Raw genomic sequence first — 19,016 nt, 5'->3', positions numbered from 1 at the left:
CACCCCGCGCCTGTCCGCCACACGTCGTAGCCCGACGGGGACCACGGGCGCCGGGGGGCCGCGTACGGCAAGTCCACCCGGATGTCGAGTACCGGGGGTCGGATATCGGAAGGAGAACACAAGTCATGGTCCGCTACGTGTACGAGTTCACCGAGGGCGGCCGTGACATGGCCGACCTGCTCGGCGGCAAGGGCGCCAACCTGGCCGAGATGACCCGGATGGAACTGCCGGTGCCGCCCGGCTTCACCGTCTCGACAGAAGCGTGCCGTGCCTTCCTCGCCACGGGCGCCGAGCCGGACGGCCTGGCCCGTGAGGTCTCCGACCACCTGACCACCCTGGAGAAGGCTGCCGGACGGCGGCTGGGACAGCCGGACGATCCGCTGCTGCTGTCCGTCCGCTCCGGGGCCCGCTTCTCCATGCCCGGCATGATGGAGACGATCCTCGACATCGGCCTCAACGACGAGTCCGTGCTCGGCCTCGCGAAGTCTTCCGGCAACGAACGCTTCGCCTGGGATTCCTACCGCCGCCTTGTGCAGATGTTCGGCAGCACCGTGATGGGCGTCGACAGCGCGCTGTTCGAACAGGCAATGACGCTGCTCAGGGACCTGCGCGGCGCCCCGGACGATCTGCACCTGGACACCGGCGACCTGGCCCAGCTCGTGGAGACGTACAAGAATCTGATCAAGTACGAGACGCGGGAGGACTTCCCGCAGTCCCCGGCGGAGCAGCTGCGCCGGGCGGTTCTGGCGGTCTTCGAGTCATGGAACGGCGAGCGCGCCCGCCTCTACCGACGTCGCGAGCACATCCCCGACGACCTGGGCACCGCGGTCAACGTGCAGACCATGGTCTTCGGCAACCTCGGCCCCGAGTCCGGCAGCGGCGTCGCCTTCACCCGCGACCCGGCCACCGGCGCCCTGGGCGTGTACGGCGACTACCTGCCCAACGCGCAGGGCGAGGACGTCGTCGCCGGCATCCGCAACACCGTCCCGCTGGACGAACTGGGCCGCCTGAACCCGGAGGCGTTCGCCCGACTCCGCGACCACATGGGGACGTTGGAGACCCACTACCGGGACCTGTGCGACATCGAGTTCACCATCGAGCGCGGCAGGCTGTGGATGCTGCAGACCCGAGTCGGCAAGCGCACCGCCGAGGCCGCGTTCGCCATCGCCGCCGAGCTGGTCGACGAGGGTCTCATCAGCGCGGACGAGGGGCTGGCGCGCGTCAGCGGTGACGGGCTCGCCCGGCTGATGTTCCCCCGCTTCGACACCGCGGCCGTCGGCGAGGCGCTCGCCCACGGCATCCCGGCCTCACCGGGCGCCGCCGTCGGTGCGGCGGTGTTCGACTCCGCCGAGGCGGTCCGGCGCGCCGCCGCCGGCGAGAAGGTCGTCCTCGTACGGCAGGAGACCACCCCCGACGACCTGCCCGGCATGATCGCCGCCCAGGCCGTGCTGACCAGCCGCGGCGGCAAGACCAGCCACGCCGCCGTCGTCGCCCGCGGCATGGGCAAGGTGTGTGTCTGCGGTGCCGAGGAGATCACCGTGGATCCGCAGGGCCGCCGCTTCACCGCGGGCAACACCACCGTCGAGGAGGGCACGGTCCTCTCCGTCGACGGCTCCGAAGGCGCCATCTACCCGGGCGCTGCTCCTCTGGTCGACTCCTCGGTGATGCGGTACTTCGAGACCGGCGGGCAGGGTGAGCGGTCGCCCGGGCTGGTCGACGCCGTGGCCCGTGCCATGCGACAGGCCGACGGTGTACGGCGTCTGGGCGTGCGGGCGAACGCCGACACGCCGGAGGACGCCGCCCGGGCCCGCCGGTTCGGCGCCGAGGGCATCGGTCTGTGCCGCACCGAGCACATGTTCCTCGGCGACCGCCGGCAGCTGGTCGAGACGATGATCCTCGCCCGCACCGACACCGAACGCGAACGGGCGCTGGACGCGCTGCTGCCGCTCCAGCGGCAGGACTTCGTCGGCATCCTGGAGGCGATGGACGGCCTGCCGGTCACCATCCGCCTCCTGGACCCGCCGCTGCACGAGTTCCTGCCCGACCGCACCGAACTCGCCGTACGCCTCGCCGCCGCCGAGGCCCACGGCAACCCGCCCAGCGCGCACGACGCCGAGCTGCTGGAGGCCGTGAACCGCATGCACGAGGAGAACCCGATGCTCGGCCTGCGCGGCGTACGCCTGGGCCTGGTCGCGCCCGGCCTGGTCGCCATGCAGGTGCGGGCGATCGCCGAGGCGGTCGTCGAACGCAAACGAGCGGGCGGGGACCCCCGGGCCGAGATCATGGTGCCGCTCATCGACACGGTCGAGGAGCTGCGGCTCGTACGCGAGGAGGTGGAGCAAGTCCTGGCCGAGGTCAGCAAGTCCACCGGCGTCCTCGTCGAATGCCCGGTCGGCACGATGATCGAGCTGCCCAGGGCCGCCCTCACCGCGGGCCGTATCGCCGAGGAGGCTCAGTTCTTCTCCTTCGGCACGAATGACCTGACCCAGACCACCTGGGGTTTCTCCCGTGACGACGTCGAGGCGGCGTTCTTCTCCGCCTACCTCGACAAGGGCATCTTCAAGGTGTCCCCGTTCGAGACGATCGACCGCGAAGGCGTCGGCCGCCTGGTCGAGATCGCGGTCGCCGAGGGCCGCGCCGCCCGCCCCGACCTGAAGATCGGCGTCTGCGGCGAGCACGGCGGTGACCCCGAATCGGTGCACTTCTTCCACGGCGCGGGCCTCGACTACGTCTCCTGCTCACCGTTCCGGGTCCCGGTCGCCCGCCTGGAGGCGGGTCGGGCCGCGCTTACCGAGACGGAGGCCAGCGACAGCAGGTGACGCACCCCAGGAGGGCCGGAGCTGAAGGCCCGGCTCCGACCCTCCTGGCGGGCTGCTCGGTGCAGCGCGAGATGACGATGTGCGGTGGTGTGGCGCCGCACCGACCGCCCACGAGGCGGCGGCGCTGTCCGCTGTTTCCGGTCCCGGGGCCACCACGGACGGACACCGGGTGCCGCATCTGGCGAACATCGGCGGCCCGGCGGACGTGGCGGGCACGGTCAGAGGCGGACGCCAAGGGCGTCGGCCTCTTCCGCACCGAGTTCCTTTTCCTCGACGACAGCAGGCAGGCGCCGTCCGAGGAACGTCAGGCGGCGGCGTATCGCCAGGTGTTCGAGGCGCGCCCTGGCACCCCGCCCTGCTCGACCTGATCGCCGCAGCCGACGCCGCGAATGCCGAGGGCAAGAGCTGCGGGGTGCGCGGCGAGGCCGCCACCGACCCCCTGCTCGCCTGCGTGCTCACCGGACCCGGTGTCACCAGCCTGTCCATGGGCACCGCAGCACTACCGCACGTACGCGCCGAACCGGCCCGGCACACCCTCGCCCAGTGCCGACAGCAGCCGCCTCGGCCCGCACCGCGGACACCGCCGAGGAGGCACGCGCCGCGGCCCGCACCGCCCTTTTCCGGCACGGACGAACCGGCAAGTGCGGCTGTCGCACGCCATTGACCTCCCCTCGCGCCCTGCTCGTCGGCAACCGAACCACAACCCCTCTCGCCGCGTCGGGTCCCCACGACAGGCGCATCACCGGCATCGCCGTCACGCGCGCCCCGATGCACCCCGTCCGCCACCGGGCGGAGCTTCGGTCCGTCCCGTTGCGGAATGGGGTCCGGGGTGCCAGACCTCATGGACGGGTCGTCTCCGTTTCCGGTGCGAGCCCGCTCCATCAGCAGGGCCGACCGTGATCACGACGGGACCCACGGCCCGTCCGCCGGGGCCGACCGGCCCTGGGGCCACGGTCAGCCTTGGCGAAAGGCTGGAGCCGACACAGAACCAGAACAAGAAGGAGTGGTCGGCATGACTGACAGGGACGCTGGAGCCCGCGACACCACCGCTGTTGTCCATGTACGGGCCGAAGGCGAGGTCGGTGAAGAGGCCCTCGCGTACGCCCGTTCCAAGATCGACGCTGTCGTGAACCGGCCGGGGCTGCCGGCGGTCACCGGCGAGGTGAGGATCACCAGGGCGGCGGCCCATCACGCCGATCACCCGTGGTCGGCCGTGGCCGACCTTCAGGTGGGCCGCAACGGCGTGGTCGTTCACGCGCAGGAGGCCACCAGCCAGGAAGTCACCGACCGGCTGCAGGACCGGCTGCGCCGTCAGGTGGAGCGAGCAGGCCACGGGGGCAACGCCGCCCACAGGCCGGTCACCCCGCCTTGGCGCAGCGGGCAACCGGCCGAAGCCCCCTCGGGCCGCGACGCGGGACAGCAGGACACCCGCTCGGCGTGACCCGCCCGGGCAAGGGTCCGGGCCTGAACCGCGGCACCGCTCAGGACGACCCACCGCGTACTGGGCTGCGCAGACCAAAGAGCCCACGACGGCCCCTTCGACCTCAACCACGCCGACGGCGCTCGGCGCCAGAGCGTACAGAACCGGCCGGGTCCAGCCGGGCCGAGCCGTCACGGACCTCTGCCCCGGTGACGTTCCGCATCGCCGCCGCGCTCTGAGCGGTTACCGCCACCGTCGTGACAAGACGTTCGGCAACTGTCGGACCCCGCTTGATGGCTGAACCTGTCGTCGCCCACACCGCGGCGGGCCGGCCTTCCTGTGTGGCGGTTCCGTGACCGGACCGAGTGCGGGCCGAGAAGAGGGCGGTTCGGCCCGGGGACTCGGGACCGGTTGGCCCCTGCGCCATCAAGCCGGTGCGCGGGAGGCTGAAGAGGCATCGGGGGCCGGCTACCCGGGACAGTCCAACAGGACAGCAGCGACCGGACCGGCCGCCCTCACCCGAGAGTTCCGGCCCCCGATGCCCACCGCAGGAGCACGACGCCCTCCAGGGATCCGTCGGCCCGCAGGGGGCCGTACGCAAGGACACCGGTTGCGCTCCGCACGCTCCAGAGGAGAAGGGAACTGCCGTGAAGGCCTCCAAGGTCGGCGAGGTGATGACCTCCGAGGTCATCGATGTGCGCCGACAGACGCCGTTCAAGGACGTGGCACAGCTGCTGGCCCGGCACCGGATCAGCGGCCTGCCGGTGGTGGACGCCGACGACAAGGTCCTCGGCGTGATCTCCGAGACCGACCTGATACGCCGCCAGGCGGCTCAGGCCGAACAGGACCGCCGGGGACGCCACCTCCGGCTGCCGGCGCTGCGCCGGAAGGTGCGTATCGCGGCAGCCAAGGCCCGCGCCATGACCGCCGGGCAGCTGATGTCGACACCCGCGATCACCGTGCACCCGGAACAGCCTGTCGCGGACGCCGCACGAGTAATGGAGCGCCACCACATCGAACGGCTGCCCGTGGTGGACGAGGAGGACCGTCTGATCGGCATCGCCACCCGTCGCGACCTGCTACGGGTCTTCCTGCGCACCGACGAGGAGATCCGTCAGGAGATCATCGACGAGGTCCTGACCCGCGCCATGTGCCTGCCGCCCCACACCGTCATCGTCTCGGTCCACGACGGCACGGCCACGCTGGAGGGACGCCTGGAACGCCGCGGCGACATCCCGCTGGTGGTCCAGCTGACCTGGCGGGTGGACGGCGTGGTGGGCGTGATGAACAGCCTCACCTTCCGCATGGACGACACCCGGCCGCCCGAGAAGCACCCCTCGCGCCGGATCGCCCACCACTGGCTCCCCGAGCGGTAGTCCCTGGCGGCGTACGTACAGGGGGTACGGCACCCACGGCCGCCCACGACGTCCCCTCGCCCGGCGATGCCCGCATCATCGCCGACCTCCCAAAACCCCGCCCAATCAGCCCAGCCCAGCCCGCGAGGAGCGGAGCGCATGACCGACTCCGCTGTCCCCTCATCAATCCCCAACTGATCGGCCTCGGCCTGACGGCGGAGAGCAAGGACGCAGCCGTCCGCGCGCTCGCCGAGCGTCTTGCCGACTTGCCGGTCGGGCGACGCCCGCGGTCGCGTTGACCACCACCTCGCCGAGTGCCGCGGCATAGGCGAAGGCCTCCAGCCGGACCTTCGGATGCCCACCCCAGTCCTCGATCCGGCATACCTCGCCGTCAGGTGCCGACCGGCCCCAGCGATCCCGGGCCGATCGGGCCCCAGCCGGGACCTCCGGCGCCTGGGTGGCGGCTCCCGCCTGCGAGACGGTGGCACTGGGAGCGGCACTGATCCCCCGCGACGCCGCTTCCGACACAGCAAGTTGCCGGTCTTCCGACCCATGACCTCGACGACGGAGGCGCAATCCCCATGACCCGACAGGACGCCCGAACCGCAGCCGCCACCCCGGGCGGCGCGCCGTCCGAGACCGCCATCGCGGTGGACCGACTGGTCACGAACGGGCTCAAGTCGCTCTCCGACTACGAGACGCTGACGCAGGAGCAGGTCGACCACATCGTGAAGAAGGCGTCGGTCGCCGCCCTCGACCAGCACACCGCGCTGGCCCTGCTCGCGGTGGAGGAGACCGGCCGTGGCCTCTTCGAGGACAAGGCCGCCAAGAACATGTTCGCGTGCGAGCACGTCACGCACAGCATGGGGCCCATGAAGACCGTCGGCGTCATAGCCCGCGACGACATCGACGACATGATCGAGATCGCCGAACCGGTCGGCGTGGTGTGCGCGGTCACGCCCGTCACCAACCCGACCTCCACCACGATGTTCAAGGCGCTCATGGCACTGAAGACCCGCAACCCCGTCATCTTCGCCTTCCACCCCTCCGCGCAGCGCTGCAGCACGGCGGCGGCCCGCATCGTGCGGGACGCGGCCATCGCCGCGGGAGCGCCGAAGCACTGCGTGCAGTGGATCGAGACGCCGTCGATCGAGGCGACCGGCGCGCTCATGCACCACCCGGGGGTGTCGCTGATCCTCGCGACCGGCGGCAACGCGATGGTGAAGGCCGCGTACTCGGCGGGGAAGCCCGCGCTCGGTGTGGGCGCCGGCAACGTCCCGGCGTACGTGCACAAGAGCGCCAAGCTGCGTCGGGCCGTCAACGACCTGGTGCTGTCCAAGTCGTTCGACAACGGCATGATCTGCGCCTCCGAGCAGGCCGTCATCCTGGACAGCGAGATCTACGACGCCGCCCTGGCCGAGTTCCACGCCCTGCACGCCCACCTGGCCACCGCCGAGGAGAAGGCGAAGCTGGAGGCGTTCCTCTTCCCGACCGACAAGGCCGCGGGCGGTGGCTGCGAGCCCAAGGTCAACGCGGCGGCCGTCGGGCAGAGCCCCGCATGGATCGCCGAGCACGCCGGCTTCAGCGTGCCCGAAGGCACTTCCCTCATCCTGGTCGAGGCCGAACGGGTCGGCCCGGACGAGCCGTTGACCCGCGAGAAGCTCTGCCCGGTACTCGCCGTGCTGCGGGCCGGCTCCCAGCAGCAGGGCTTCGACCTGGCCGCCGACATGGTCGCCTTCCACGGCCAGGGCCACACCGCCGTCGTGCACACCGAGGACCCCGCGGTGGCCGAGGCGTACGGCATGCGGATGAAGACCGTACGAGTCATCGTCAACGCACCCTCCTCGCAGGGCGCCATTGGCGGCATCTACAACAGCCTGCTGCCCTCGCTCACTCTGGGCTGCGGCTCCTGGGGCAGCACCTCGGTGTCCAACAACGTGTCCGCCGCCCAGTTGCTGAACGTCAAGCGGGTCACCATCCGGCACAACAACCTGCAGTGGTTCAAGGTCCCACCGAAGATCTACTTCGAGCCGGGGTCCATCCGCTACCTGGCGTCCATGCCGGACGTCCACCGCGTCACGATCGTCACCGACGCGACGATGACCAGGCTCGGCTTCACCGACCGGGTGAGCCGCGTCCTGCAGCGCCGCCCCGAGCCCGTGACGCTGCAGATCATCGACAACGTCGAACCCGAACCGAGCATCGATTCCGTCCAGCGCGGCGCGCGCCTGATGCGCGACTTCCGCCCGGACACAATCATCGCGCTCGGCGGTGGCTCACCGATGGACGCGGCGAAGGTGATGTGGCTGCTGTACGAACAGCAGGTCGCCGGCAAGGATCTGGACTTCGCCGACATGCGGCAGAAGTTCTCCGACATCCGCAAGCGCGCCTTCCGCTTCCCCGTCCTCGGCAGCCTCGCCCGCCTGGTGTGCATCCCCACCACCTCCGGCACCGGCGCCGAAGTCACTCCGTTCGCCGTCATCTCCGACCCCGCCACCGGCAAGAAGTACCCCCTCGCGGACTACGCGCTCACCCCCAGCGTGGCCATCATCGACCCGCTGCTCACCGCAGACCTGCCCCCGGCCCTCGCAGCCGACAGCGGCTTCGACGCCCTCACCCACGCCATCGAGGCGTACGTGTCCGTCTACGCCAACGACTTCACCGACGGCCCTGCCCTGCACGCCATCCGGCTCATCTTCGACCATCTCGACGCCGCGGTGAACAACCGTGCGGGCAGCGCCGAGGCACGGGAGAAGATGCACAACGCCGGCACCATCGCCGGTATGGCCTTCGGCAACGCCTTCCTCGGCATCGTCCACGCCATGTCGCACACCCTCGGCGCCACCTTCCACATCGCCCACGGCCGCACGAACGCCGTGCTGCTGCCGCACGTCATCCGCTACAACGGCACCGTCCCCACCAAGCTCACCGGCTGGCCCAAGTACGAGAACTACCGTGCCCCCGAACGCTTCCAGGACATCGCCCGCACCCTCGGCCTGCCCGCCGCCACCCCCGCCGAGGGCGTCGAATCCCTCGCCACCGCGGTGGAACGGCTGCGGGCCGGCGTCGGCATCGAGCCGTCCTTCCAGGCCCTCGGCGTCGACGAGTCCGCCTTCCTCGACGCCCTGCCCCGACAGTCACTCAACGCCTACGAGGACCAGTGCGCGCCGGCCAACCCCCGCATGCCGATGCTCGACGACATGCAGCAGCTCATGCGAGCGGCCTATTACGGACCGGTCGAGATACCTGGCGATTGAAGTGCTCTCCCCGCTTCAGGACTCCGTTGGCCCCAACGGAGTCCTGAAGCGGGGAGATTCCTGCCTGCCTTGCGGTGGCGGGCTTGACGCGGCGAGCGCGCCTGGCGACTGCCCTTCCGGCAGCCGGGACGAGCGTGTGGCCCGTCCGGTACAGGTGCAAGACGTTCCGGGCCGCGTTGTGGTCGGCGTTGGCCGTCCATCCGCAGTCGGGGTTCTTGCATACGAACAGGGCCTGGGTCTCCCGGCTGCCGGGTGTGGTGAAGCCGCACGTGGAGCAGCGCCGGGAGGTGTTCGGGGCGGGGACTTGTCCAGGGTGCCGCCGCGTCGGGCGAGCTTGTACGTCAGCAGCGTGACCGTGCGGCCCCATGCCTCCCCGCTGATCGAGCGGTTCAGTCCGGATTTCCGGGCGACGTTCTTGCCTGTTGGTCCACGGTTCCCCTGGCGGACTTGACCATGTTCGTGATCTGGAGTGCTTCCACCACCACGGTGCCGTACGTGTCGGCGATCCTGGTGGTGGTCTTGTGCTGCCAGTCCGCGGCCCGGCGCTTGGCTTTCGCGTGGAGCCCTGCGATCTGGTCGTAGGTGCGGTGCAGTCGGCGGGAGGTGCGCTCTCCCGGCTTGCGGTGCTTCTCGCGGCGGGCGGCGCGCTGCTCCAGGTCCAGGAGCCTGGCCTGTTCCCTGCCGGTCAGCCATGCGCCGTGCCCGTACGTCTGGCCGTCAGAGAGTGCGAGGGGCACGGTGATGCCGACGTCGATGCCGGCCTGCGGCCCCTGGTGGGCTTCGGGGACGGGTTCGAGGCTCTGGACACGGAAGGCGATGCGAAGCGGCGAGGCGTCTGCCCGGAAGCCGCGAGCCCCGCGCGCCATTAGGCCCAGAGAAAAGCCGGGAATGTGGTCCGTTCGGCCCCACTGTCAGGACCGTACGGCGCTGTCCTGGCGGTACGCCCGCCCGCGAGGGTGTCGTCCACGGGCCGCCGCCTTCCGTGGCCGGTCCGGCCATTTCCCTGCCGACCCCCGGACCCGGGGTGCGTGCGACCCCGTACACGAGGAGGCCCGCCGTGGAGCTGGCGCTGGCTCAGGAGACCGTGGCCCGATGGCAGTTCGGCATCACCACCGTCTACCACTTCCTGTTCGTCCCGCTCACCATCAGCCTGGCCTTCCTTGTCGCGGGGCTTCAGACCGCCTGGGTGCGCACGGGCAAGGACAAGTACTTCAAGGCCACCCGCTTCTGGGGCAAGCTCTTCCTGATCAACGTCGCGATGGGCGTGGCCACCGGCATCGTGCAGGAGTTCCAGTTCGGCATGAACTGGTCGGCCTACTCGAAGTTCGTCGGTGACGTCTTCGGCGCCCCGCTCGCCATGGAGGCGCTGCTCGCGTTCTTCTTCGAGTCCACCTTCATCGGGCTGTGGATCTTCGGCTGGGACAGGCTGCCCCGGAGGATCCACCTGGCCTGCATCTGGCTGGTGGCGATCGGCACGTTCCTGTCGGCGTATTTCATCCTGGCCGCCAACTCCTGGATGCAGCACCCGGTCGGTTATGAGGTCAACGAGGTCACCGGCCGCGCCGAGCTCAACGACATCGCGGCCGTGCTGTTCCAGAAGACCACCCTGGTCGTCGTCTTCCACACCCTCACCGCGACCTTCCTCACGGGCGGCGCATTCATGATCGGCATCGCCGCGTACCAGCTGCGCCGCGCCGGGAAGGCCGCGAAGCCGGACACTCCCGGCCGGATCGCCGCCATGCGAACGTCGCTGCGCCTCGGCCTGGTCACGGTCGTCATCGCCGGTCTCGGCACGGCGGTCAGCGGCGACGCGCTCGCCAAGGTGATGTATGAGCAGCAGCCCATGAAGATGGCGGCCGCCGAAGCGCTCTGGGAGACGGAGGAGTCGGCTCCCTTCTCCCTCTTCGCCTACGGAGATGTCGACGAGGGCCGCAACACGGTCGAGGTCGAGATACCCGGGGTGCTGTCCTATCTCGCCAAGGGCGACTTCACCTCGGCGGTGCCCGGCATCAGCACCGTCGAGGCGCTGGAGAAGGCCAAGTACGGCGATCTCGCCGACGACTACAAGCCCAGCATCCCCACCGCCTACTGGTCGTTCCGCTGGATGATCGGCTTCGGCATGGTCTCCTTCGCGGTCGGACTCGCCGGGCTGTGGCTGACCCGGAAGAAGCGGTGGCTGGCCATCGACAAGCGGCGCGGCGAGGACGAGGGCCCGCTGCTGATGCTCACCCCGAACCGTGAGCTGGGCCCGACCCTGAACACCTGGGCCTGGCGGCTCGCCGTCCTCACCATGGGCTTTCCGCTCGTCGCCAACTCCTTCGGCTGGATCTTCACGGAGATGGGCCGCCAGCCCTGGAGCGTGTACGGGCTGATGACCACCGCCGACGCGGTTTCGCCCGGCGTCTCCGTCGCCGAGCAGATCACCTCGCTCAGCGTCTTCACCGCCCTGTACGCCGTCCTGGCCGTCGTCGAGGTGCGACTGCTCGTCAAGTACGCCAAGTCCGGCCCCGTCGACGAACTGCCGCCGCCGGAAGTCCCCTCGCTGCGCGGTCCCGCCGCCGACGAGGACACCGATCGCCCGATGACCTTCGCCTACTGAGACCCACCGAGACCTTCTGACGACCGTCTGAGACTTCCGGAGAGACGGAGAGAGACACGGCCATGGAGCTGCACGACGTCTGGTTCGCCCTGATCGCCGTCCTGTGGATCGGCTACTTCTTCCTGGAGGGATTCGACTTCGGGATCGGCATCCTCACCAAGCTGCTCGCCCGCCCGCGACGAGGCCGAGCGCCGGGTGCTCATCAACACCGTCGGCCCGGTCTGGGACGGCAACGAGGTGTGGCTGCTCACCGCCGGCGGCGCCACCTTCGCCGCCTTCCCGGTCTGGTACGCCACCCTGTTCAGCGGCTTCTACCTGCCGCTGCTGGCCATCCTGGTCTGCCTGATCGTGCGGGTCGTCGCCTTCGAGTACCGCGGCAAACGCGACGACGCCCAGTGGAAGCGCAACTGGGAGCACGCCCTGTTCTGGACCTCCCTGCTGCCCGCGTTCCTGTGGGGCGTGGCCTTCGCGAACATCGTCCACGGCGTGAAGATCGACACCGAGGGCGAGTACGCCGGTACGGTCCTCGACCTGCTCAACCCGTACGCCCTCCTCGGCGGCCTCGTCACGCTCACCCTGTTCACCTTCCACGGCGCGGTGTTCGCGGCGCTCAAGACGCGCGGCGACATCCGCGGCCGAGCCCGCACCCTGGCCGGCCGGGCGGGCCTCGCCACCGCCGGGCTCGCGCTGGTCTTCCTGCTGTGGACTCAGGGCAGCGGCGGCAACGTCCGCAGCCTCGTCGCGCTCGTCCTCACGGTCGTCGCGCTGCTCGGCGCGCTCGCCGCGAACCAACGGGCCCGCGAAGGCTGGGCGTTCGCCCTCTCCGGCATCACCGTCGCCGGGGCCGTGGCGATGCTCTTCCTCGCGCTCTACCCGGACGTGATGCCCTCCAGCCTGAACTCGGCGTGGAGTCTGACGGTGAGCAACGCCTCCTCGTCGGCGTACACGCTGACGGTCATGACCTGGGTGGCGGCGATCATGACGCCGGTCGTGCTGCTCTACCAGGGCTGGACGTACTGGGTGTTCCGCAAGCGCATCGGCGTCGAGCACATCCCGGCCGCCTGACAATCCCCGAGCCCCAGAGCACCAGCGTCCTCAGAGCCCGAAAGGCACACACACGATGAGACCCATCGACCCCCGGCTGCTGCGCCACGCGAGTGCCACCCGGCTCTTTCTCCTCGCCTCCGTGGCCCTGGGCACGATCGGCGCGGGGCTGCTCGTGGTCCAGGCCGCGGCCATCGCCGAGGTGGTGGTCGGGGCCTTCGAAGACGGCCGGGACCTGGGTTCTCTGCAAGGCCCTCTGCTCCTGCTGGCCGCCGTGTCGTTCGGGCGGGCCTCGGTCGCCTGGCTCACCGAGTCCGCCGCGCACCGCGCCTCGGCGGCTGTGAAGTCGCAGCTGCGCGGGCGGCTGCTGGAGCACGCGACCGCGCTCGGACCGGACTTCGTGGCCGGGCAGCGCAGCGGTGAGCTCACCACACTCGCCACGCGTGGGGTGGATGCGCTCGACGACTACTTCGGGCGGTACGTCCCGCAGTTGGCGTTGTCGGTCGTGGTCCCGGTCGTCGTGCTGGCGAGGATCGTGACCGCGGACTGGCTCTCAGCGGCGATCATCGCGGCGACGCTCCCGCTGATCCCGCTGTTCATGGTGCTGATCGGACTGGCCACGCAGGCGCACACGGACCGTCAGTGGCGGACCCTGTCCCGGCTCTCGCACCACTTCCTGGACGTGGTGGCGGGCCTGCCGACACTGAAGGTCTTCGGGCGGGCCAGGGCGCAGGCGGCAGCGATACGGCGAATCACCGACGAGTACCGCCGGGCGACCCTGCGCACCCTGCGGATCGCGTTCGTCTCCTCCTTCGCCCTGGAACTGCTGTCCACGCTGTCCGTCGCGCTCGTCGCGGTGAGCATCGGACTGCGGATGGTCGAGGGCGGGCTCGACCTGTACACCGGTCTGCTGGTGCTGGTGCTGGCACCGGAGGCGTACGCCCCGATCCGGGCGGCGGGTGTCCACTACCACGCCAGTGTCGAAGGGCTCACCGCCGCCGGAAAGATCTTCGAGATCCTGGAGACCCCGCTCCCCCGGCGCGGCGACGCAGACGTACCAGACCTCTCCGCCACTCCCATCACCGTCAGCAACCTGACCGTGACCCACTCGGACCGGGCCGCGCCCGCCGTCGAGGACCTGTCCTTCACGGTCCGCCCCGGCGAGACGGTCGCCCTGACCGGCCCGTCCGGCGCCGGCAAGACCAGCGTCCTGTCCGTCCTGCTCGGCTTCACCGCCCCTGCGTCCGGAACCGTGACCGTCGGCGCTCGGGACCTGGCCGACATCGCACCCGAGCACTGGCACCGCAGGATCGCCTGGGTCCCGCAGCACCCGCGTCTCGTCGCCGGCACCGTCGCCGACAACGTCCGGCTCGCCCGGCCCGAGGCCAGCGACGCGGACGTGCGCCGGGCCCTGCGCGACGCGAACGCCCTCGACCTCCCCGACGACCTCTCCCTCGGCGAGAACGGCACCGGCCTCTCCGCCGGCCAGCGCCAACGCGTCGCCCTCGCACGCGCCTTCCTCGCCAACCGCCCCCTCGTCCTCCTCGACGAACCGACCGCCCATCTCGACGCCGAGAACGAGTCCGCGATCGCCGACTCCGTCCGCCGCCTGGCCGCCACCCGCACGGTGATCCTGACTTCTCACCGCCCGGCGCTGACGGCCCTCGCGGATCGGTGCGTGGACCTCCGATTCCCGGCCACCAGTAGGGAGAGCACGGGTGAGTCAGCCCGGCCGGTGTCCGTGGATCTCCTTGCCAGGACGTCGGAACACCGGACGGAACCCAGTGCCCCGAGCCTCGTTCCCGATGGCTCAACGGGCTCCCCACTGCGCCGACTTGTACGGATGACCGTCACCGGGCGCATACGCACTCGCCTCGCCCTGGCTGTCGTGCTCGGCGCGCTCGCCCTCGGGTGTGCCGTCGCGCTCATGGGCACGTCGGGCTGGCTGATCTCGCGCGCCTCCCAGCAGCCGCCGGTGCTGCACCTGATGGTCGCGGTGACCTGCGTACGGGCCTTCGGCATCGGACGCAGCGTCCTGCGCTACGCCGAGCGGCTGGTGGCCCACGACGCCGTACTGCGCGGTCTCGGCACCCTGCGCACAGCCGTCTACGGACGCCTGGAGCGGCTGGCTCCGTCCGGACTGCACCTGTACCGGAAGGGGGATCTGCTCTCCCGGTTCGTCACCGACGTCGACTCCGTGCAGGACCACCTCCTGCGCTTCCGCCTACCGGCCGCGGCAGCGGCCCTGGTGGGAACGGCGGCCGCGGCGCTGCTGGGCTCGGTGCTGCCCGCCGCCGGAATCGTGCTCGCCACCGGACTGCTGCTCGCGGGCGTCGGCGTGCCCCTGCTGACCGCGACCACCTCTCGCCGCACCGAGCGCCGCCAGGCACCGGCCCGCGGCGAACTGGCGACCACCGTCCTGGACGCGTTGTCCGGTACCGCCGAGCTCACGGTGACCGGGGCACTGCCCCGCCAACTGGCCGCCGTACGAGCCTCGGACCACCGCCTGACCCGGATCGCCGCCCGCTCGGCCGCCACCGCGGGGCTCGGCTCCGGACTCGTCGCGCTGCTCGCCGGGCTCACGACCACCGCCTGCGCGGCCGTAGGCGTCCAGGCGGTGGCCACCGGCCGACTGGACGGGGTTCTGCTCGCGGTACTGATCCTCACCCCGCTCGCCGCGTTCGAGGCGGTCGCGGGACTCCCGGCCGCCGCCCAGGTACGGCAGCGCAGCCGCCGAGCCGCGGAACGGGTCGTCGACGTCATCGACGCTCCCGTCCCGGTCCGCGAACCCGAGCACCCGGCCCCACTCCCCCAGCCGTCCCTGCCCCTTCGACTGCGCGGACTGACCGCCGTCTGGCCCGACCGCCGCGAACCGGCGCTCAGCAGCATCGACCTGGACCTCTCCCCCGGGCGCCGGATCGCGGTCGTCGGACCGAGCGGCTCCGGCAAGACCACCCTCGCCCACGTCCTGCTCCGCTTCCTCGACCCGGCGGCGGGCACCTACTCCCTTGCCGGGACCGACGCGACCAACCTGAACGGAGACGACGTACGACGTGTCGTGGGCCTGTGCGCCCAGGACGCGCACCTTTTCGACAGCACCCTCCGCGAGAACCTCCGCCTGGCCCGCCCCGACTGCACCGACACTGATCTGTGGACGGCGCTCGCCGCGGCCCGCCTCGACGCCTGGGTACGGGACCTGCCCGCCGGCCTCGACACCCCGGTCGGCGAGCACGGCGCCCGCCTCTCCGGAGGCCAGCGCCAACGCCTCGCCCTGGCCCGCGCGTTGCTCGCCGACTTCCCCGTCCTCATACTCGACGAACCCGCCGAACACCTCGACCTCCCCACCGCCGACGCGCTGACGACCGACCTCCTCGCGGCAACGCGAGACCGCGCCACCGTGCTGATCACCCACCGGCTGGCAGGGCTTGAGGACGTCGACGAGATCGTCGTCCTCGACCACGGCCGCGTCGTCCAGCGCGGCACCTGGACCGAACCCATGGCCGCACCGGGCCCGTTGCTGCGGACGGCCGAGCGGGAGCAGGCGGCCGGGCCGGCGCGAGCTGCCGCCTGAGTGCCTCATCGGACATCACACAGCTGGCTCCTTGCGGCGTCGCAGGACCGAGGCGGTGAAGGCGGGTTGGAGCAGCGGCTCGCCGCCCGTTAGGGTCACACCCCTCCGCCTGACGGACGTCAGCCGATGGCCAGGTCGGGGCGGACGAGGGTCCCGGATCTGCCGTGGACGATCTCGTATGCCGCGTCGAGGGCACCGATGGCTGCGAGTCCTCCAGTGCGTTCGACGAACCGCGCGGCCGCCTCTGCCTTGGGACCCATGGAGCCGTCTGGGTAGCCGCCGCGGCGCAGTTCGGCGGGGGTGGCGTCGAGGACGGGCTGCGGGTCGTGGGTGCCGTAGCCGTCGTAGACGTTCGGCACATCGGTGAGGATGAGCAGGAAGTCGGCCTTGAGTTCCTCGGCGAGCAGGGCCGCGGTGAGGTCCTTGTCGATGACCGCGTCCACTCCGTGCAGTGCGCCGGTGTCGCTGTCGGCGGTGACGGGCACGCCCCCGCCGCCGGCGCAGATGACCAGCACGCCGCAAGTGAGCAGGTCATGGATGGTCTCGGTCTCGACGATCCCCTCGGGCGAGGGTGAGGCGACGACCTGGCGCCACCCGGTGGCGTCCTTGGCGATGTGCCAGCCGCGCCTTCGCGCCAGGGAGCGGGCGACGTCGCGGGGGTAGGCGGGGCCGACACGCTTCGTGGGCCGCGCGAAAGCCGGATCGTCGGCCCGTACCACGGTGTGGGTGACGAGTGCGGCGATCTTGCGGCCGGGCAGCGTGTCGTGCAGGGCCCGCACCAGCAGCGAGCCGATCAGCCCTTCGGTCTGGGCACCGAGCAGGTCCAGCGGACAGGGGCCGGTCAGGACCGGGTCGGCCGCGCTCTCCATGGCGAGCAGGCCGATCTGCGGCTCGTTGCCATGGGTGATGACCACCTCGTGTTCCAGGGCGAGAGCGGCGACGGCGGTGGCCACCCGGTCGATGTTCGCCTGCTGCACGGCCGCGTCGGGGCGATCACCCCGGCGCAGCAGGGCGTTGCCGCCGAGGGCGATGACGATGCGCACGGTTCAGTCCTCCAGGGTGGCGACCAGCACGGCCTTGATGAGTTGCAATCGGTTCTCCGCCTGGTCGAAGGCGTAGGTGGGCGGGGAAAGATCTCGTCGGTGACCTCCGGCCCGTCGAGGCCGTGCGTATCGAGCAGGTTCCGCTCTATGCGGGTGGTCCAAGGCGTCGGCAGGGCCGGGAGCCGACGGGAGCACTTGGAGAGCCGGTTCAGGCGTGCGGTACGACGGCGACGGGGCAGCCGACATGGTGCAGCGCCGCGTGCGTCACGGGCCCGATGTGCGTGCCGAGGTGGCCGTCGCGTGCGCGGCGCCCCACCACAAGGAGGGAAGCTCCGGACGACGCGCGCACCAGTGCGGTGGCCGCCCTGCCTTCGGAGACGGTCTCGGTCACGGAGATCCCGGGGAACTTCTCGCACCACGGACGCAGCGTCGCGACGACGGCGCGTTCCTGTGCCGCGAGAAACTCCGGCCCGGCCCCTGTGACCGCGTGCAGGCCGGCGCCGTCGGCCGACGGAACGTTGAAGGCGTGGATCACGTGCAGTGCGGCGCCGTAGCGGCGGGCCGCCTCGAAGGCGAACTCGATCAGCTCGTCGCAAGGGCGCCGGGTGTCCAGCCCCAGGACGACATCGCGGTACGGGGTCTCGGGGATCTCCTCCGGCGAGACACCATCCGCCGCCGGAAGGTGTTCGTCCGCGGCGGCCTCACCCGCCCGCACGAGCACCACGGGACGCGGAGACCTCGCGACCACCCGCTGGGACACGGACCCGACCATGAACCCCGCGACACCACTGAGCCCGCGCGAGCCGAGCACCAACAGCTCCGCCTCCTCGGCCGACGCGAGCAGGGCGTCGACCGCGGAGCCGGACACCAGCTGATCGACGATCCGCAGCCCGGGGTGCGCGGCACGGACGCTCATGACCATCTGGTCCAGGGTCCGCACGGCCCCATCGCTCTCGCTCGCGTCCGCCGGTACAGAGGAGGCCGGGTGGGGATGCCACTGCCACGCGTGCACCAGCCGCAACGGGACCCCGCGACGCAACGCTTCCCGAGCCGCCCAGTGCGCGGCCGCGAGACTCTCGGTAGAACCGTCAACTCCTGCGGTGACCTGCCGAAGCATGCTGCCTGCCTCCTCCGTCCGAGCCTGTCTTGCACTTCTGGTTCGAGCGTCGTGCAGGAACGGCCTCGTACGCAGGGGCCGTACAGGCCCTTCATGGACCCGTTCGGCCCCACTCCAGCCCGGCTAAGGGCTCGCAGGCGTGTCGGCATCTGCTTCGCCAAGGAGGCTCGGATGTCCGGAACAACGCCACCATGGGTTCCCGGCGCGACAGCAACGCTCCGCACTTCTGTGGCTCAGTGCCGGACCAGGGTCCGAGCGGGTGGGCGGGACGCAGCCGCCGTCCGCGTGGCCGTCGGCCGGCGCTGGATGCGCCGCCGCTGTGCCCGTAGCGCCAGCGCGTCGAGCGCGGCGCTGAGCACGAAGGTGACCGCCATAGAGATCACCAGGAGGACGGTGAACAGCCTCCAGAACTCCGGGGTCAGTGACGTACCCACGATGAACACCCCCTTCCAGCGGGTTGTCTTGCGTCTTCATCGAACCGCCCGGCCCGTTCCGGCGCAGGGGGCCCAAGGGCTCTCACGGGGTACCAGGCGGTCTCGGGCCATGGGGCCGGGTGGCCCATGTCCCGAGAGGGGGCACGGGCACACGCTGGAGGTGGCAGGTCCGAACGCCGTCACTGGAGGTCGCCATGAACGCTCCCGCCACCGCCAGCATGCTGCGGGCACTGTCGGCCGAACACCGGCAGCGGCTGATGCGCTTCGCCCGGGAGGTGTCGTTCCCGCAGGGCACCCGCCTCTTCGAAGAAGGCGGCCGCGCCGACCGGTTCTGGATCATCCGTACCGGCACCGTCG

At 71.0% G+C, this 19,016-nt stretch carries 10 protein-coding genes and 3 pseudogenes; 9 read left to right on the top strand and 4 right to left on the bottom strand.

Annotated features, from left to right (window positions below):
• Positions 1-125: 125 nt before the first annotated feature.
• The 5 genes and pseudogenes from ppdK (at position 126) to adhE (ending at position 8,851) form a co-directional block, all read left to right on the top strand.
• Positions 126-2,819, top strand: coding sequence for a pyruvate, phosphate dikinase (gene ppdK, locus ACTWQR_RS39520; RefSeq protein ID WP_443232082.1), 2,694 nt, complete (start codon positions 126-128; stop codon positions 2,817-2,819).
• A gap of 97 nt (positions 2,820-2,916) precedes the next feature.
• Positions 2,917-3,437 (top strand): annotated as a pseudogene (locus ACTWQR_RS39515) (putative PEP-binding protein); the annotation flags it as partial.
• Positions 3,438-3,831: 394 nt separating this feature from the next.
• The gene (locus tag ACTWQR_RS39510) at positions 3,832-4,260 is read left to right on the top strand and encodes a hypothetical protein (protein ID WP_443232081.1); all 429 of its coding nucleotides are present in this window, start codon (positions 3,832-3,834) and stop codon (positions 4,258-4,260) included.
• Between the two features lie 626 nt (positions 4,261-4,886).
• Positions 4,887-5,615, top strand: a complete 729-nt coding sequence (locus tag ACTWQR_RS39505) for a CBS domain-containing protein (protein WP_443232080.1) — start codon at positions 4,887-4,889, stop codon at positions 5,613-5,615.
• 560 nt (positions 5,616-6,175) lie between these two features.
• On the top strand, positions 6,176-8,851 hold the full coding sequence (gene adhE / locus ACTWQR_RS39500) for a bifunctional acetaldehyde-CoA/alcohol dehydrogenase (RefSeq protein ID WP_443232079.1): 2,676 nt from the start codon (positions 6,176-6,178) through the stop codon (positions 8,849-8,851).
• Positions 8,852-8,918: 67 nt separating this feature from the next.
• Here the strand turns inward: adhE and ACTWQR_RS39495 are convergent.
• Positions 8,919-9,687 (bottom strand): annotated as a pseudogene (locus tag ACTWQR_RS39495) (RNA-guided endonuclease InsQ/TnpB family protein); the annotation flags it as partial.
• Positions 9,688-9,908: 221 nt separating this feature from the next.
• Here ACTWQR_RS39495 and ACTWQR_RS39490 point away from each other — a divergent pair.
• The 3 genes and pseudogenes from ACTWQR_RS39490 (at position 9,909) to cydD (ending at position 16,065) form a co-directional block, all read left to right on the top strand.
• Complete coding sequence (locus ACTWQR_RS39490; RefSeq protein ID WP_443232078.1) at positions 9,909-11,450, top strand: cytochrome ubiquinol oxidase subunit I; 1,542 nt, start codon at positions 9,909-9,911, stop codon at positions 11,448-11,450.
• 62 nt (positions 11,451-11,512) lie between these two features.
• Positions 11,513-12,515: pseudogene (cydB, locus tag ACTWQR_RS39485) on the top strand (cytochrome d ubiquinol oxidase subunit II).
• A gap of 55 nt (positions 12,516-12,570) precedes the next feature.
• Positions 12,571-16,065 carry a thiol reductant ABC exporter subunit CydD gene (gene cydD / locus ACTWQR_RS39480; RefSeq protein ID WP_443232077.1) on the top strand — a complete coding sequence of 1,165 codons (3,495 nt, stop codon included), beginning with the start codon at positions 12,571-12,573 and terminating at the stop codon, positions 16,063-16,065.
• 119 nt (positions 16,066-16,184) lie between these two features.
• On the opposite strand, the gene ACTWQR_RS39475 is transcribed toward cydD, so the two are convergent.
• From ACTWQR_RS39475 to ACTWQR_RS39465, 3 genes are all read right to left on the bottom strand, one after another.
• Positions 16,185-17,108: a carbamate kinase gene (locus ACTWQR_RS39475; RefSeq protein ID WP_443232076.1), complete on the bottom strand. Its 924-nt coding sequence runs from the start codon at positions 17,106-17,108 to the stop codon at positions 16,185-16,187.
• A gap of 208 nt (positions 17,109-17,316) precedes the next feature.
• Positions 17,317-18,225 carry a universal stress protein gene (locus ACTWQR_RS39470; RefSeq protein ID WP_443232075.1) on the bottom strand — a complete coding sequence of 303 codons (909 nt, stop codon included), beginning with the start codon at positions 18,223-18,225 and terminating at the stop codon, positions 17,317-17,319.
• A 233-nt stretch (positions 18,226-18,458) separates the two neighbouring features.
• A complete protein-coding gene (locus ACTWQR_RS39465) occupies positions 18,459-18,659 on the bottom strand; it encodes a hypothetical protein (RefSeq protein WP_443232074.1) in 201 nt (66 codons plus the stop codon).
• Positions 18,660-18,853: 194 nt separating this feature from the next.
• Between ACTWQR_RS39465 and ACTWQR_RS39460 the strand changes: the two genes are divergently transcribed.
• On the top strand, positions 18,854-19,016 hold a 163-nt coding region (locus tag ACTWQR_RS39460), incomplete at its 3' end, for a cyclic nucleotide-binding domain-containing protein (RefSeq protein ID WP_443232126.1).

The sequence above is a fragment of the Streptomyces sp. 2A115 genome, assembly GCF_052245575.1.
Taxonomy (GTDB): domain Bacteria; phylum Actinomycetota; class Actinomycetes; order Streptomycetales; family Streptomycetaceae; genus Streptomyces.
The sequence above is the reverse complement of the archived record's forward strand: the minus strand, read 5'-3'. Positions and strand labels throughout refer to the sequence as shown.